At 37.6% G+C, this 13,634-nt stretch carries 22 protein-coding genes; 2 read left to right on the top strand and 20 right to left on the bottom strand.

The annotated features are described in order from the left end of the window. The first annotated feature begins 78 nt into the window (after positions 1–78). Positions 79–1,011 (top strand): L,D-transpeptidase family protein, encoded by a 933-nt coding sequence (locus MVE01_RS00415; RefSeq protein WP_472560180.1) that lies wholly within the window; start codon positions 79–81, stop codon positions 1,009–1,011. Between the two features lie 46 nt (positions 1,012–1,057). Here MVE01_RS00415 and MVE01_RS00410 read toward each other — a convergent pair whose 3' ends face one another. Beyond that, on the bottom strand, positions 1,058–1,615 hold the full coding sequence (locus MVE01_RS00410) for a class I SAM-dependent methyltransferase (RefSeq protein ID WP_472560179.1): 558 nt from the start codon (positions 1,613–1,615) through the stop codon (positions 1,058–1,060). Between the two features lie 44 nt (positions 1,616–1,659). Between MVE01_RS00410 and MVE01_RS00405 the strand changes: the two genes are divergently transcribed. Beyond that, on the top strand, positions 1,660–2,448 hold the full coding sequence (locus MVE01_RS00405; protein ID WP_472560178.1) for an exodeoxyribonuclease III: 789 nt from the start codon (positions 1,660–1,662) through the stop codon (positions 2,446–2,448). On the opposite strand, the gene MVE01_RS00400 is transcribed toward MVE01_RS00405, so the two are convergent. From MVE01_RS00400 to MVE01_RS00310, 19 genes are all read right to left on the bottom strand, one after another. Next, positions 2,445–2,918, bottom strand: a complete 474-nt coding sequence (locus MVE01_RS00400; protein WP_472560177.1) for a YehS family protein — start codon at positions 2,916–2,918, stop codon at positions 2,445–2,447. The genes MVE01_RS00405 and MVE01_RS00400 overlap by 4 nt on opposite strands. Then, positions 2,915–3,544 carry a YceI family protein gene (locus MVE01_RS00395; RefSeq protein ID WP_472560176.1) on the bottom strand — a complete coding sequence of 210 codons (630 nt, stop codon included), beginning with the start codon at positions 3,542–3,544 and terminating at the stop codon, positions 2,915–2,917. Before MVE01_RS00395 ends, MVE01_RS00400 begins: the two co-directional genes overlap by 4 nt. Positions 3,545–3,621: 77 nt before the next feature. Further along, complete coding sequence (locus MVE01_RS00390) at positions 3,622–4,083, bottom strand: DUF302 domain-containing protein (protein ID WP_472560175.1); 462 nt, start codon at positions 4,081–4,083, stop codon at positions 3,622–3,624. A 16-nt stretch (positions 4,084–4,099) separates the two neighbouring features. Further along, complete coding sequence (gene ychF / locus MVE01_RS00385) at positions 4,100–5,203, bottom strand: redox-regulated ATPase YchF (RefSeq protein ID WP_472560174.1); 1,104 nt, start codon at positions 5,201–5,203, stop codon at positions 4,100–4,102. Positions 5,204–5,279: 76 nt separating this feature from the next. Next, complete coding sequence (locus MVE01_RS00380) at positions 5,280–5,924, bottom strand: hypothetical protein (protein WP_472560173.1); 645 nt, start codon at positions 5,922–5,924, stop codon at positions 5,280–5,282. Positions 5,925–5,927: 3 nt separating this feature from the next. Next, complete coding sequence (locus MVE01_RS00375; RefSeq protein WP_472560172.1) at positions 5,928–7,403, bottom strand: leucyl aminopeptidase; 1,476 nt, start codon at positions 7,401–7,403, stop codon at positions 5,928–5,930. Between the two features lie 17 nt (positions 7,404–7,420). Next, complete coding sequence (trpB, locus tag MVE01_RS00370) at positions 7,421–8,647, bottom strand: tryptophan synthase subunit beta (RefSeq protein ID WP_472560171.1); 1,227 nt, start codon at positions 8,645–8,647, stop codon at positions 7,421–7,423. Positions 8,648–8,709: 62 nt separating this feature from the next. Continuing rightward, entirely contained in the window at positions 8,710–9,240 is a 531-nt protein-coding gene (locus MVE01_RS00365; protein WP_472560170.1) for a hypothetical protein, read from the bottom strand. After that, on the bottom strand, positions 9,241–9,705 hold the full coding sequence (locus MVE01_RS00360; protein ID WP_472560169.1) for a DUF302 domain-containing protein: 465 nt from the start codon (positions 9,703–9,705) through the stop codon (positions 9,241–9,243). Between the two features lie 63 nt (positions 9,706–9,768). Next, the gene (locus tag MVE01_RS00355; RefSeq protein ID WP_472560168.1) at positions 9,769–10,329 is read right to left on the bottom strand and encodes an adenine phosphoribosyltransferase; all 561 of its coding nucleotides are present in this window, start codon (positions 10,327–10,329) and stop codon (positions 9,769–9,771) included. A gap of 243 nt (positions 10,330–10,572) precedes the next feature. Further along, positions 10,573–10,821 carry a hypothetical protein gene (locus MVE01_RS00350; RefSeq protein WP_472560167.1) on the bottom strand — a complete coding sequence of 83 codons (249 nt, stop codon included), beginning with the start codon at positions 10,819–10,821 and terminating at the stop codon, positions 10,573–10,575. Continuing rightward, complete coding sequence (locus MVE01_RS00345) at positions 10,818–11,342, bottom strand: hypothetical protein (protein ID WP_472560166.1); 525 nt, start codon at positions 11,340–11,342, stop codon at positions 10,818–10,820. Before MVE01_RS00345 ends, MVE01_RS00350 begins: the two co-directional genes overlap by 4 nt. A 68-nt stretch (positions 11,343–11,410) precedes the next feature. Next, positions 11,411–11,662, bottom strand: coding sequence for a type II toxin-antitoxin system RelE family toxin (locus tag MVE01_RS00340; protein WP_472560165.1), 252 nt, complete (start codon positions 11,660–11,662; stop codon positions 11,411–11,413). Then, positions 11,662–11,889, bottom strand: coding sequence for a CopG family transcriptional regulator (locus MVE01_RS00335; RefSeq protein ID WP_472560164.1), 228 nt, complete (start codon positions 11,887–11,889; stop codon positions 11,662–11,664). Before MVE01_RS00335 ends, MVE01_RS00340 begins: the two co-directional genes overlap by 1 nt. A gap of 95 nt (positions 11,890–11,984) precedes the next feature. Further along, positions 11,985–12,305 carry a type II toxin-antitoxin system RelE/ParE family toxin gene (locus MVE01_RS00330; RefSeq protein ID WP_472560163.1) on the bottom strand — a complete coding sequence of 107 codons (321 nt, stop codon included), beginning with the start codon at positions 12,303–12,305 and terminating at the stop codon, positions 11,985–11,987. Next, positions 12,290–12,478: a hypothetical protein gene (locus MVE01_RS00325; protein WP_472560162.1), complete on the bottom strand. Its 189-nt coding sequence runs from the start codon at positions 12,476–12,478 to the stop codon at positions 12,290–12,292. The genes MVE01_RS00330 and MVE01_RS00325 overlap by 16 nt, the downstream gene beginning before the upstream one ends. Positions 12,479–12,583: 105 nt before the next feature. Continuing rightward, positions 12,584–12,829 (bottom strand): type II toxin-antitoxin system BrnA family antitoxin, encoded by a 246-nt coding sequence (brnA, locus tag MVE01_RS00320; protein ID WP_472560161.1) that lies wholly within the window; start codon positions 12,827–12,829, stop codon positions 12,584–12,586. Next, on the bottom strand, positions 12,819–13,082 hold the full coding sequence (locus MVE01_RS00315) for a BrnT family toxin (RefSeq protein ID WP_472560160.1): 264 nt from the start codon (positions 13,080–13,082) through the stop codon (positions 12,819–12,821). The genes brnA and MVE01_RS00315 overlap by 11 nt, the downstream gene beginning before the upstream one ends. Positions 13,083–13,211: 129 nt before the next feature. After that, complete coding sequence (locus tag MVE01_RS00310) at positions 13,212–13,634, bottom strand: hypothetical protein (protein ID WP_472560159.1); 423 nt, start codon at positions 13,632–13,634, stop codon at positions 13,212–13,214.

The raw sequence follows: 13,634 nt of genomic DNA, 5'->3' as shown, positions 1-13,634 counted from the left end.
GCATGAACTAAGCAGACTTTTATTTTTAATTTATCTTAAACTGCTAAAATATTTGCAATCAAAAAATTTGGGGATGCCATGAAAATTATTAAAACTCTTCTAGCTATAGCTATACTCTCTACACTTGCAACTGCAAAAAGTAATTTCAGATCTTATGACGACATGTGTGAGAAGCTTGACACTCAGGAGTGTACCAATAATGTACAAGAGGTTAAAAACCTACAGATCGCACTTAATGCAGACAAACATTTAAAACTCCATCTTAAAGCAGATGGAAAATGGGGTCAAAAAACCAAATTGGCTGTTGAAAAATTCCAAAAACATTACGGTATTTCTCCTGCATTGGGGTATGTCGGTACAAAAACTAAAATAGCACTCGATAAAGCAGCTAAGCATATTAAACTTGCAAAAGTTACACACAATTCTTCCAAAGCTGCACATGTAAAAAAGAACGAAGTCGCTTCAAGCAGTTGTTATGCCGATTTTGTGAAACATACCAATTTGAGAAAAAGCTACAAAGTATTTAAAGATCATAAACTTTTATGTAAAGCAAACGGTAGAAATACCCTTCTAAAAGTAGATGTAAGCGAACAGAGAGTAAAACTGTTCGTCAATGGCAAGATCGCACTTTCTGCACCTTGTACTACAGGAGCAAAACATAAGCTTGAGCCAAATACAAAAACTTACAGAGATAAACATACACCGATCGGTACATTCAGGATCATGGAAAAGATTGCAGCAAAAAAATCTACTATATTCGGTGAGATGTATAGACACGGTAAAAAAGTCTATCATGGTGACCGAAGAAAATACAGAGGACCAAAAGCGAAATATGTAGGTCATACTATGCATAACTGGATGCGTTTAACAAGTGGTGGTGTTGGGTTGCATGCAAGTAAATATATTAAAAGATATCCGGGTAGCAATGGTTGCGTAAGACTTCCGTTTAAAATTGCAAAAACAATTTTCTCTAAAGTAAGAGCCGGTACCAAAGTGATAGTGGTCAACTAATTACCTTCTCTTTTATCATCCTTCTTCATGGGATGATAGCTGTACATTAAATCTTTTTCCCTACAAAAGAAGCTTTCTTCATTTTAAATCCTTTCATGGTTTCATGCCAATATTCACGACTTTCAATGACTTCAAAATTCTCTTTAAATGCATTTTCAAGTTCATTTTCTTCAAGAAGGAAGGAACGCTCTGAAGGTACCTGTTCATTCTCAGGATGATAGACAAATGTTTCATAGAGCAAAATACCTCCTGATTTAAGTGCCTCTGTGATCTGAGGGAAAAGTTCTCTTTTGAGAAAAAAGGTACAGATGATGAGATCATACTTCTCTTTGGGTAGTCTGTAGGTGTCAAAATCTACCTCTTTGGCATGAATATGTGGAATATTCTGTAGAGACTCTATGGCAAGTGAACTGACATCCAAAGCATCAACCTCAAAACCAAGTTCTGCCAGATACTTACTGTGACGTCCCATGCCACATGCAATGTCAAGCGCCTGTTTCCCCGTAGCAAGTTTGGCATATTTGGTAATAAGTTCTACAAGCGTATCAGGGATAGGGTTGTTTTGATATTTTTTATTCCATTTATGTTTATCTTCCAGTGCCATATTCAAGCCTTTTTCATTGTAGTTTGGTATGATTCTATCAAAAGATGTATCAAGGATCTATTATAGCAACACTTACTTTTATATCGTGGAATGTGAATGGCATCAGGGCTGTAGAAAAAAAAGAAGCCCTCAAGTGGATAGATGAAGAGAATGTAGACTTTTTGGGACTGCAGGAGATCAAAGCAACCGCGGAGCAGATCCCCGAAACTGTTTTTGAAAAAAACTACAAATTCCAAAGTATTAACTCTTCTTCAAAAAAAGGTCAGTCGGGTGTTGCACTCTATACTGACATCAAAGGGGAAGCCTTTTGCTGTGATCAGGTAGATATTTTGGACGAAGGACGCATCAATGAATATCATTTTGGAGATATAGCCTATTTTAATGTTTATTTTCCAAACGGACAGCGTAATGAGGAACGTTTGGCGTATAAAATGGCATTTTATGACCGTTTTCTGAAGCATATCAACCAACTTCGTAAAGAGGGGAAGTCCATTGTGGTCTGCGGTGATGTGAATACGGCACACAGAGAAATAGACCTTGCCCGCCCCAAAGCCAATGAAGATACTTCAGGGTTTCTTCCCATGGAGCGTGAATGGATGGACAAACTCTTGGAACACGGTTATATCGATACCTTCAGACATGTAAAAGGTGATGAACCGGACCGCTACAGCTGGTGGAGTTACAGAGCAGGGGCGCGAGTAAGGAATGTAGGCTGGCGTATCGACTACTTCTTCGTCTCGGAAGATTTGAAAGATAAAATTGTTGATGCAGATATTTTAGATGAGATTATGGGCAGTGACCACTGCCCAGTGAAGTTGGTATTGGAGGTTTAAATCTCTTCCCCCGTATAATAAAACTCATCCAGTCCCTCTAAAAAAGCCATAAGCAGTTCATCCGAACAGGCTTTGAAGTTTTTGTGTCCTTCTTTGCGGAAGAGTGACTTGAGTTCCTGCTTGCTGAGAGTTACATCTGCCAGACCAAAGATGATCTCTGTCTCCGGTTCTTTAAGCTCCATGGTAATGCGAAGCTTTTTAAGTATGAGATTGTTGGTCAGTTCAATAATCTCATCATCATTCTGTTTTTTTGGACTTGGACCTCTTTTTAAAAGTACAAGACCATCGAGGAATACTCCTAACTCTTCATAGGAACAAAGTAAAAAGTCTTTGTCCGAACGGCGTTTTAACAGTCCATCCAAGTGTTCAGCATCCATCGGGTAGTTTGCCAATTCGTAGGCTTTAAGTATCTCTTTGCTGCTTAGGTTTAATGCTTTTTGTATCTTGTATAGAATGTCGTTCGTGTTCAATGTGTTTCCTGTTTTTTTATTTCAACATGACAAAGTGTTGCTTTTACTGTTGTACTAAAGCCAATGCTCACATCTGTCCATGTTTTGCCTTTATGGAGATCATAACAGCTTTTGTTGATGGATGCAAGTGCATAACGTGCATCAAAATCAGAGAGGTCGATCGTTCCTGTAGCCTGAAAATGTCCTTCACTGTAACGATACTTCATAGGGATGGTCAAGGTCTTTGCATTCATGGTGATCTCTACATCTATGGTACCTGTACGAGGTTTTCCTTTCACATGCTTATCGGTTCTTTTGATATCAACGATCTTTGCTTCAATGGTTTCGCCTTTTAGATTGTGAAAAAAGTGCTTTACCAGTGTTTTGTCTCTTGCAGGGTTTCCTGTGTTTATTTTAGAGATATCTATACTGACTTTTGAACCTACAAAAAGTTCTCTGAAGTTCTTGCCTTTGCGTTTATTCGGTGTATATTTAACAGCAGTGAACTGACCGCCCACACCAAGCTTTGCCAGTGTTTTGTATGCTTTCCATGTGACATTTATATCGGTGGGTTGAACCAGTACGCAGCCTGTTGCTGCGTATGAGAAAGAGAAGAGGGTGATGAGTAAGAGTAGTATTTTTTTCATTATGAAACCTTTTTTTATTTTATTACATAAGTAATTATTATAACTATAGCATATTAAGCTTCATCGTATTTAAAAGATCATTTTTTGGCAGCTGCCTGAGCAAGATCTTCCAGAGCCATACTGGCTTTATTGATAATGGTAAGGCACTTTTTATCTTTTATATTGTGTTTGAGTGACCAGTATTCCGGGTTTGTGTAGCTAATGGTTGTTTTTCCTTCGTAAGTGGTACTGAAGAGCATACGAAGCGGAAGGTCAAGTCCCATAGAAGGATTACACTGCATTAGAATGGTTCCCATTTTTGGATTTCCAAATACGACCACGGTTTCTGGTGTTAATCGTATGCCTACATTTTTTGCATTTTTAGAATGGTCTATCGTTTCAAAATAGGTAAGTTTTTGTTCTTTAATTCTGGCAATCAGTTTCTTAACAGCAGTAGGTACATCATTTTGTGTCTCAACTGTTTTAATAAATGCACCTTTTTTATTTTCACAGCCGACAAGCGATAATCCTATCAATCCGATAAGCAGCACTTTTTTCATAGTTATACTCCTACTACTATACATTAAATCTGAAGTGCATGACATCACCGTCCTGTACGATATACTCTTTACCTTCAAGTCTGTTCTTTCCTGCTTCTTTTGCTCCGGCTTCACCACCATACTCTATGAAGTCATCATAGGAGATCACTTCTGCACGTATGAATCCTTTTTCAAAGTCATTATGGATCACTGCAGCAGCTTTCGGAGCAGTCGTCCCTTGGCGAATGGTCCATGCACGTACCTCTTTGACTCCTGCAGTAAAGTAACTTTGTAATCCGAGTTTATCAAAGCCTTTGTGAATGATCTGTTCCAGTCCTGACTCTGTTACGCCAAGATCAGCAAGCATTTCATCTCTTTCGTCATCCTCAAAGTCAACCATATCCTCTTCTACTTTGGCACAGAGCTTGATAACTTCTGAGTCTCGCTCTTGGGCATAGGCTTTAAGTTTTTGTACAAAGGCATTGTCTTCAGCCAGTCCGTCTTCATCGACATTGGCTCCGTAAATGATAGGCTTTGATGTAAGCAGACGCAAGTCTTTGTTGATCGCAAGAAAACCGTCACTTTCAATGTCTTCAAATGTAGAGACAGGAGAGCCGTCTTCTATGTGGCTAAGCAGTGCTTCAGCCACTTCAAGTTGTTCTTTTGCTGATTTGTCATTTCCTTTTGCTTTCTTTTTGAGCATTTCAATACGTTTCAATACAGCATCAATATCTGCAAAAAGAAGCTCCTGCTCAATGATCTCAACATCACGGATAGGGTCAATACTCCCTTCTGTATGTACAATATTGGGATCTTCAAAACATCTGACGATATGCAGGATCACTTCTGTCTCACGGATGTTTCCCAGAAATTTATTTCCAAGACCTTCCCCCTTGCTTGCTCCTGCTACAAGCCCTGCAATATCTACAAAGTCAAGTGTAGAGTGCTGCACACGTTCAGGATTGACTATTTTGGAAAGTGCATCCAGTCTTTTATCCGGTACGGGTACCACAGCCTTGTTTGGCTCGATCGTACAGAAAGGGTAGTTTGCGCTCTCTGCATTTTGTGCTTTTGTCAGTGCGTTAAAAGTGGTGGATTTCCCTACATTCGGTAGTCCTACAAGTCCTATTCCTAGTCCCATGGTGTTATTTCCTTATATGTTTCAATTCTTTTTTGCGATTTTATCTAAATGTTGGTGAAGAGGGGGTTAGCCCGTCTTACCTTGGTGTGATATCTACAATGATACGTCCCGGACTTTTTAGATCGAATACATTCACTTTGGCATTTTGTTTTAGTTCAATGATAAATTTGAAACCACTGTCATCAGCATAGGGTTTCATAGAAAGTTTTTTCACTATGTTATTTGAACCGAAGGTACGTTCTTTTGCTCCATGCAGGGCAGAGAAACCGCGATAACCATCAACAATACCGATAATATGTCTTGTTTTTGGATCATAGGTAAAGGTATAGTAGCCTGTTTCATATGCTCGGACACTAGGTATTTTCGCATTTATATTCCATTTATAGCTGTCAAGTACCAGACGTGTGGTAGCTCCTTCTTTTCCCAGACGAATAGTTCCTATGTCTAAGCCATCTGTCATGATCCCGCCGGAGAATATCTCTTGTTTGCTTTTACTTTGTGTATAGGTTTGAACAACTACAGGTTTTTTTGCTTCTTTTGTAACTTTTGGAGTCTTGACAGCAGGTGTTTTAACTGTATTTATACTCTCAGTGGTTTTGGGTTGTTCTGTTACTATTTCATCTGCCGGTAGTGGCTTGGGAGTAGGGACAGAAAGGGTATTTCTTTCCTCGCACGCAGTCAATGCCAAAAGTAAAAATATTGGAAGTATCGTTCGTTTCATGTGCTATCCTTTTTGATGTATTTCTTTTTCCTGTGCAAGTTTTTCAAGTAGTTTTACCATCATCCTCACTCCTGCACCGGAAGCACCATGAGGATTTTCTCCCCAGGGATGTTCTACAAAAGCAGGCCCGGCAATGTCAATATGTGCCCATCTGTCTATATGCTTTTTGTCTATAAATTCTGAGAGGAACTGACCTGCGGTAATAGCCCCACCATAACGTGTATTTGAAATATTGCAGACATCCGCTATTTCAGACTTAATAGTTTTTTTAAGGTAGTCGTTGAAATCCAATGCTGTGGCTAATTCCCCCGCATTTTGAGCCTCTCTGACCACAAGATTCTGTATCTCTTTGTTGTTCCCCATAATAGAAGATGTATAATGTCCTACAGCCACTACAGAAGCCCCCGTAAGTGTTGCAAAGTCGAAGATATAATCTGCTTTGACCTCTTGTTGTGCATAGCACAATACATCAGCTAGGACCAAACGCCCTTCTGCATCTGTATTGCGTATTTCAATTGTTTTCCCATTTTTAGCCACAAGTACGTCATCTGGCTTATAGGCATCACCACCTATCATATTTTCTACTGCTCCTACAAAACCATGTACTTCTATAGGTAAGTCAAGTTCAGCCACAGCTTTCATAATGCCTAGAACTGCAGAGCCACCACTTTTATCTGATTTCATTGTCACCATGTAGTCCGCAGGTTTGAGGCTTAGCCCACCTGAATCATAGGTAAGACCTTTACCCACAAGTGTAATCTTGTGTTTGGCATTTTTTGGTTTATGTGTAAGGTGGATAACCCTCGGATTATGACGACTTGCACGTGCCACAGCAAGAAGTGTCTCCATCTTCTCACGTCTCAGTTGCTTCGGTTTGAGTACTGTACATTCAAGTCCCACATCTTCAGCCATACCTTCTGCAATACTTGCCATAACATCTGGGTAGCAGTCATCGGGTGTAGTATTGACAATGTCCCGTGTAAAGTTGGTAGCATCAGCGATGATCTGTGCTTTATGTACTTGCTCTGCAGCTTTTTCTATATCTAGTGTGAGTTCAGAATATTCTTCCAAAGAGACAGAAATCTCTTTGATCCTACTTTTATTTTTTTTACTTTTATAGGTTTCAAAGCTATATCCGCCAAGAATAAAACCTTCTATCATTGCTCTAAGTGTATAGGTGCATCCTTTGTTGGTATAAGTTGCTACTTTGATAGACTTATACTTTGTACCTTTAAGTGCTTTGAGTGCATTGGCAGCGGCACGTCTGATGTCTGTACTTTTTAATGAACCTGCACCCACATAGAGTCGGTTTTTTTCTATAAGAAGACAGGTTTCATCCTGTCCGCACGAAAAACCGGCTTTTTTCAATAGTTTTTTGTCTTGCACAAAACGGTGTTTAAGGTTAGTATCTACAACGATAATAACTTCCAACTCACCAGATATATCAGCTACGGGTAATACGGTTAATTCAAAATTCATTTATAATCCTTTGGTTTTTATTTAAACTGCTCAGCCAATATATCCTGGGCCTGTATCATATCTTTATCACCTCGTCCTGAAAGGTTGACCAATATAGTTAATCCTTTTACATCTTCAGGATTCATCTTCTTTAGGTAGGCAACGGCATGTGAACTTTCGAACGCAGGTATGATCCCCTCTGCCTGACTTAGCCATACGAAGGCATCCATCGCTTCATCATCAGTAATGTGATTATAGGTAACGATACCCTCATCTTTAAGAAATGCGTGTTCAGGTCCAATGCCTGGGTAGTCGAGTCCTGCTGAGATGGAGTGGGCTTCCTGTATCTGCCCGTCTTCATCCTGGAGGAGGTAAGAAAGCTGTCCGTGCAGTACACCGGGGCTTCCTTTTTCCAAGGAACATCCGTGTTTACACTCAAGTCCTTCCCCACCAGCCTCAATACCGATACATTCTACACTTTTGTCTTCTAAAAAGTGGCTGAATATACCCATGGCATTGGAGCCACCACCAATGCAGGCAATAACTTTGTCAGGCAGACATCCTTCGACTATATCAAGTTGTGCTTTGGCTTCCCATCCGATGATTGACTGGATGTCACGTACCATCATAGGGTAGGGATGAGGACCGGCAACTGTACCTATGAGGTAGTAGGTATCTCTTGCATGGGTTACCCAGTGGCGTATGGCATCATTCATAGCATCTTTAAGTGTCTTGCTCCCCGACTCTACGGCATGTACTTTTGCACCAAGCAGTTTCATACGGAAAACATTGAGTTCCTGACGTGCCACATCTTTGGCACCCATGAATACTTCACATTCCAGTCCAAACAGCGCAGCAACTGTTGCTGTAGCCACACCGTGCTGTCCGGCACCTGTCTCAGCAATGATCTTCTTCTTCCCCAGTCTTTTGGCAAGAACAGCCTGAGCGACACAGTGGTTGATCTTGTGTGCACCTGTATGATTGAGGTCTTCTCTTTTAAGGTAGATCTTTGCATCCAGTTCTTTGGAAAGGTTTTCTGCAAAATAGAGTGCAGAAGGGCGACCTACATAGTTCTTGTAGTAGTAGTCTACTTCTGACCAAAAATCTTTGTCAAAGCGTACAGATTCATAGTCCACTCTAAGCTGCTCAAGTGCCGGCATGAGAGTTTCGGGTACGAAACGCCCGCCAAATTTACCAAAATGTCCCAGTGTATCAGGGTCAAAAGGGCTTGGTTTTGGGATATATATCTCTTTATGTAGATCCATGGTTTTCTCTTATATGTAAATTGGATAGATTATAGCGAAGAGGAGGTTAGGGAGGGGTAAACCTACAGTGAAATATTGCTTTTAAATGTTGTACTTTTTATTATATCTTTGCTATGTACCTTATAGTTGTATTTTGACTTGGCTTCAGAGATGAGTGCTTTTGGCATTTCATTATACATTGTATTCATACTGGTATTGACAGTACCCAGAAAATAGGTTTTTCCACGTACTACTGTTGCTATGTGTTTGCTTCCTGAACCATAACCGGCTTTGCCTCTGCTACAGCCGTAATGTCCGCTTAAAGAGTACTCTTTGACATAGACATTCGTACTGGGGGCAGGTATTTTTATACCTATGAAGCCTTTGGTTGGTTTTTTGTCGTGAAAATAGATCTCATACCCTTGGCTTGCTTCATTTGACGCGATCTCAATGAACCTGACACCCCGTGTTTGCGTACCGTCAATGGCAACAAGCAAGAGTGCTTCACCTTTATAGAGTGTTTTGGTTCCATCAGTTACGGGGGTAGCGGTATTGGTTGCACATCCCATCAATAATAAAGTAGAGAGTAACAGTAATGACCTTCTGTATATCATCTATTTAAAACCGGCTTTTTTAAGTGCTTTTTTTACTTTTTTCTCAACTTCTGCCAATACTTTTCTTGCTTTTGATCTTTTCGCAAGGGCTGTGGGTAGAACGAAGAGTGCTGTAGTTCTGTCATTTTTTTCCATCAGCATGATCTTGAGAGGACACAGTGCCATCATATCGGGATCAAGATTCAGTACTTCATTTGCATAAAATGGATTACAGAAGATGATGCTTTGCACTTTACTGTAGTTTCGTTTGTTGTACTCTGTACCCAGTTTGTTTTTCATACGCTTGAGAGTACCACTTATATCTGCTTTTGAGATAATGTAAAGGTTTTGTTGTTCCAGTGTTTTTTTGAGTGTATGCAGTGCAGTAGGAAAGTCTTCATTTATAGAGACTTTGTAGATGGCATGACCGGCAAAGAGTGTACCGGTAAAAAGAAATAAAAGTATGAGAATGGTTTTTTTGAACATGATTAGACTCCTTCTTTTGGGAGCATATCATGGTTCTGTGCACTGCTTGTGTATTAGGTGATTTTAATCTATCTCCAACACAGAATAGACAGGGGCATTAAACCCTTCACGACCTTTCAGGAAACCAAGCTCCATAATGAAACAGGCTTCAACACACTTTGCACCTACCTTGTCTATGAGGTTTGCAGCAGCTTTTGCTGTACCGCCTGTAGCAATGAGATCATCTATAAGAAGTACTTTGGAAGGATCGCCTGTCGTGCAGCATCCGTTCTCACCAAAGGCGTCTATGTGTATCTCTACTTCATCAAAGCCATACTCAAGGCTGTATTTCTCAGCGACGGTAGTGTAGGGGAGCTTCCCTTTTTTACGTACAGGCACAAATCCTACACCCAGCCTGTCTGCCAAAATGGAACCAAAGATGAAGCCTCTAGCATCGATACCTGCAATAAAATCAAGGTCATAACCCAAATAACGCTCTGTGAGATGATCCATCAGTGTTGTAAGGGCTTTTGGATTATTGAGCATGGTGGTGATGTCTTTAAAGATGATGCCCGGTTTCGGGAAGTCTGGGATGTCTCGGATACTGTCCAGTATAATGGTTTTATCTTCAGGGGTGAGTGTCATGATGTTTCCTTCGGGTTGATCTGTCTGTTTTGGTTTATTGTAGCATAGGTTGTTTGAAGGTTGTTGGTTTGAATTCCCTCTAATCTACTATAGATTTTTGCAAATTCTTTATGTTTTTTTACAGATGCTTTTGTGTCAAAAATCCAATTTCCTATATGTAGTTTATCTCAAATCTAATCTTTGTCATGAGAAATAAGTTACCCGATAGGGTTACTTATTTCTCTCCATGTAGTTGTTATATCTTCACTTATAATGGTTGGTAAAAGCTATGATTTCTATCTCATTTTCTCCAATGTAGATAAATAATGCTCTATATTTTTTATCCAATCTGAATGAGTAAATCAATCTGTCTTTTGGCTCTAATAATTCAGTATTTAAGGAAGGATAAAAAGGGTCATTTTCAAAAAGTTTTTTTGCTTTTTCATACTTCTTTGAAAGATTGTGCTTTTTGAGATAATCCTCTAAATCATCTCTTATTCTCTTGATTTTCATTTATAAATTGAACTCTTTTTTAACCCTTTTTCTAAATCAGTTAAAAAGTCATCCGAATAATTTTCTTTTTTGAAATCATCTATAATATCTTCAACATTGTCTTTTTTAAACTTTTTAAAATATAACTCTCTTTCAACTAAGCTATTTTTTACTTTTTCAAGTTCATTAAGAGACATTTGTGAAATTAATGAAATAATATCTTTAGTTTTTAAATCTATTGACAATTGCATTTTTTCGACCTTTTTTAATTTATCACCATTATAACAAATTTTTTGATGATTTGAAAATTTAAACGAGCTTTGACTCTCTTTTCTATTTATTGTCTTTACGTGGAAGATAGTATCATTAAATTTACCCATTGATAAAATAGGCATATTCAAATTTTCAAGAAAGTTTGTTCTCTTTTTTCCTGAGTTTTTGCGTCTTTTTTTTAAAAAAGAGACAGGACTGCAAAAAAGAAAAACGAACTTAATGTTATAGTTCAACTCTGCAACGGGTGCGCTCCCGTTCCGCGGGTGCATGCAATGACTGAAGATAGCCGATAAATTGCCGCTAGGTAATTTATTGGCTCCTCTGTTTTGTTAGACTTTCAGTAAACTTCTTTTCTATGTGCAATTCTAATGAGTGTAATCACTAAAATATCATTCTCTTTCAAATATATTATTCTATAATTTCCTGCTCTTTTTCTAAACTTACCTTTGTGTTTGCCTTTAAGAGCTTTGTCTGAAGTAAAAATTCCTGCTTCTAAATCTTTGATTTTTGTAAATATGAGTTGTTGGTTTACAGAGTCTATTTTTTCAAGTTCTTTAAAAGTAGCTTTTGGAACTATAACTCTAAACATTAGTTAAGTCCAAGTTTTTTAGCCACTTCTTCTAGTGAATATACTTCTGTTTTTCCACTTTTAAGTTCATCAATTCTTTTGTCTGAAATCATTTCATCTAATGTATCAAAATATGTACTTACAGCTTTCTCAATAATATATGTACGAGAACGTTCAAGTTCCTGAGCATAAGAGTCTAAATCAGTAAGTAGTGTTTCATCCATACGGATATTTATTGCTTTTTTCATTTGTATCCTTTTGTAGATACATTATACTACATTTTCTGTAATATTTCAATAGTGATCTAACGACTGCAGGTAGCCATAAATTGCCGCTAGGTAATTTATTGGCTACTCTGATTTGTTATACTTTGATGATGATTTTCAAGAAGTCTTTTACCGTGAACTACAGCTACAAATAAAATATCTTGCTGTTCCAGCTTATATATAAGTCTGTAACTGTAAACAAAAATTTCTCGAATTGTTGAGTCATTAAACTCAGGAACTTTTCTACCTAGTTCTGAAAATTCTTGTAAGATTTCTGCTTTTTCAAAAAACTTTGAAACTACTGACTTTGCATAAGTTGGGGAATCTTTTTCTATGTAGGTGGCGATAGATTCTATATCTTCAAGTGCCTCTTCTGACCACGCTAGTTTGAAAGCCATTTAGCCATTCTTGCTTTTGCATCTTGGTGTGATGATACTTCACCATTTTCTGCACGAGTAATGCCATTTTTTATTTTTTCTACAACATAAAGGTGGTACTGAATATCTTCATAAGTACAGTTATCAGGCAGGTTTTGTATCATCTCTTGTGCTTCTTGTTTTACGGCTACCATGAACTTTCCTTTTTTTCTTGTATTATAGCATATTTGATTTTGGGTATAACGGTCAAAGATAACCAATAAGCTACCGCTAGGTAATTTATTGGCTACGCTGTTTTGTTATACAGCTACTTTGTGATGTTCGTTTTGCATAAGTTTATCAGCTAACCAAGTTTTAATTATAGCTTGACGACTTACTCCAATATGTTGTGCCTCTTCATCAAGTTTTTTAACCATCCAAGTTGGAAAGTCAATATTAATTCTTTTTGGTTCTAAGTTTGGTCTTCTTATTGTTGATAAATCAAGATATTCAATTATATCTTCTTCATTATCATCAAATATTTTATCAAATTCTTCAGCTTTCATAAAGTTCAATCTCCTTTTTTCTTGCTCTTCGTGCAGAAATAATTCTAATCTTCTCTTTCTCACGAATAGTTGTCACAACAGTGTAAAACTTGCTACTAATTTTTCCAATATTGATAAATCTTTCTTCATCTTCGTAAGATGTTAAAATTTCAATCATTCTATCATCATCCCAAAGAAGCTTTACTTCTTCAAAATCAATACCATGTTTTTGCTTATTTGATAAGCTTTTGTTACTGTCATATTCATATTTCATATAAGAAGTATATCATTTTTATATTAAATTGTAAAATTTTAAGAAAGTTTGTGTGGCTGTATAACGACTGAATAGAACCATAAATTGCCGCTAGGTAATTTATTGTGTTCCTATGTTTTGTTGTATATTTTATATAGCAATTTCTTTTATTTTGGTATCTATAAAAAGTTGTATTTTATTTTCTCTTTTAAACTTTTTCTTTAATGCTTGAGAGGAAGGACCAGCACTTGGAAATTTGGAAGCAACAATATAACACTGCTTTAACACAGCTGCACTATGAATACTTTTACAGTACGTAATAGTTGTTTTTAATTGTTCTACTGCATGAGTAATATTGCTTCCTTTGAGTTCAACATAAAAAACTTTTTTAACAGTATTATTATTTATTATTTCAAAAAGATAATCACATCTCTCTCCGACTTTAATATAGCAATCATCAACCACAACTTTATTAACATAAAAAGTAGAAGTATTTATTATTTTGAAAATTCTTCTATTTTCACTTACTGAAATTAATTTGTTGTTAGTATATGTATTACAATTATTTATCAT

This window comes from Sulfurovum sp. (assembly GCA_026990595.1).
In the GTDB taxonomy this organism is placed as follows: domain Bacteria; phylum Campylobacterota; class Campylobacteria; order Campylobacterales; family Sulfurovaceae; genus Sulfurovum.
Note: the sequence above shows the minus strand (reverse complement) of the source record. Positions and strands in the feature narration are given on the sequence as shown.

What these genes read in the sequence shown, in the direction of transcription:
- MVE01_RS00335 (WP_472560164.1), bottom strand. Translation starts at nt 11,889, where the DNA reads ATGAAAAAAGCAATAAATATCCGTATGGATGAAACACTACTTACTGAT.
- trpB (WP_472560171.1), bottom strand. Translation starts at nt 8,647, where the DNA reads ATGGATCTACATAAAGAGATATATATCCCAAAACCAAGCCCTTTTGAC.
- MVE01_RS00360 (WP_472560169.1), bottom strand. Translation starts at nt 9,705, where the DNA reads ATGTTCAAAAAAACCATTCTCATACTTTTATTTCTTTTTACCGGTACA.
- MVE01_RS00345 (WP_472560166.1), bottom strand. Translation starts at nt 11,342, where the DNA reads ATGCACCCGCGGAACGGGAGCGCACCCGTTGCAGAGTTGAACTATAAC.
- MVE01_RS00350 (WP_472560167.1), bottom strand. Translation starts at nt 10,821, where the DNA reads ATGAAAATCAAGAGAATAAGAGATGATTTAGAGGATTATCTCAAAAAG.
- MVE01_RS00365 (WP_472560170.1), bottom strand. Translation starts at nt 9,240, where the DNA reads ATGATATACAGAAGGTCATTACTGTTACTCTCTACTTTATTATTGATG.
- MVE01_RS00355 (WP_472560168.1), bottom strand. Translation starts at nt 10,329, where the DNA reads ATGACACTCACCCCTGAAGATAAAACCATTATACTGGACAGTATCCGA.
- MVE01_RS00390 (WP_472560175.1), bottom strand. Translation starts at nt 4,083, where the DNA reads ATGAAAAAAGTGCTGCTTATCGGATTGATAGGATTATCGCTTGTCGGC.
- MVE01_RS00330 (WP_472560163.1), bottom strand. Translation starts at nt 12,305, where the DNA reads ATGGCTTTCAAACTAGCGTGGTCAGAAGAGGCACTTGAAGATATAGAA.
- MVE01_RS00375 (WP_472560172.1), bottom strand. Translation starts at nt 7,403, where the DNA reads ATGAATTTTGAATTAACCGTATTACCCGTAGCTGATATATCTGGTGAG.
- brnA (WP_472560161.1), bottom strand. Translation starts at nt 12,829, where the DNA reads ATGAAAGCTGAAGAATTTGATAAAATATTTGATGATAATGAAGAAGAT.
- ychF (WP_472560174.1), bottom strand. Translation starts at nt 5,203, where the DNA reads ATGGGACTAGGAATAGGACTTGTAGGACTACCGAATGTAGGGAAATCC.
- MVE01_RS00380 (WP_472560173.1), bottom strand. Translation starts at nt 5,924, where the DNA reads ATGAAACGAACGATACTTCCAATATTTTTACTTTTGGCATTGACTGCG.
- MVE01_RS00315 (WP_472560160.1), bottom strand. Translation starts at nt 13,082, where the DNA reads ATGAAATATGAATATGACAGTAACAAAAGCTTATCAAATAAGCAAAAA.
- MVE01_RS00405 (WP_472560178.1), top strand. Translation starts at nt 1,660, where the DNA reads ATGTATCAAGGATCTATTATAGCAACACTTACTTTTATATCGTGGAAT.
- MVE01_RS00415 (WP_472560180.1), top strand. Translation starts at nt 79, where the DNA reads ATGAAAATTATTAAAACTCTTCTAGCTATAGCTATACTCTCTACACTT.
- MVE01_RS00310 (WP_472560159.1), bottom strand. Translation starts at nt 13,634, where the DNA reads ATGATAAATAATTGTAATACATATACTAACAACAAATTAATTTCAGTA.
- MVE01_RS00340 (WP_472560165.1), bottom strand. Translation starts at nt 11,662, where the DNA reads ATGTTTAGAGTTATAGTTCCAAAAGCTACTTTTAAAGAACTTGAAAAA.
- MVE01_RS00410 (WP_472560179.1), bottom strand. Translation starts at nt 1,615, where the DNA reads ATGGCACTGGAAGATAAACATAAATGGAATAAAAAATATCAAAACAAC.
- MVE01_RS00325 (WP_472560162.1), bottom strand. Translation starts at nt 12,478, where the DNA reads ATGGTAGCCGTAAAACAAGAAGCACAAGAGATGATACAAAACCTGCCT.
- MVE01_RS00395 (WP_472560176.1), bottom strand. Translation starts at nt 3,544, where the DNA reads ATGAAAAAAATACTACTCTTACTCATCACCCTCTTCTCTTTCTCATAC.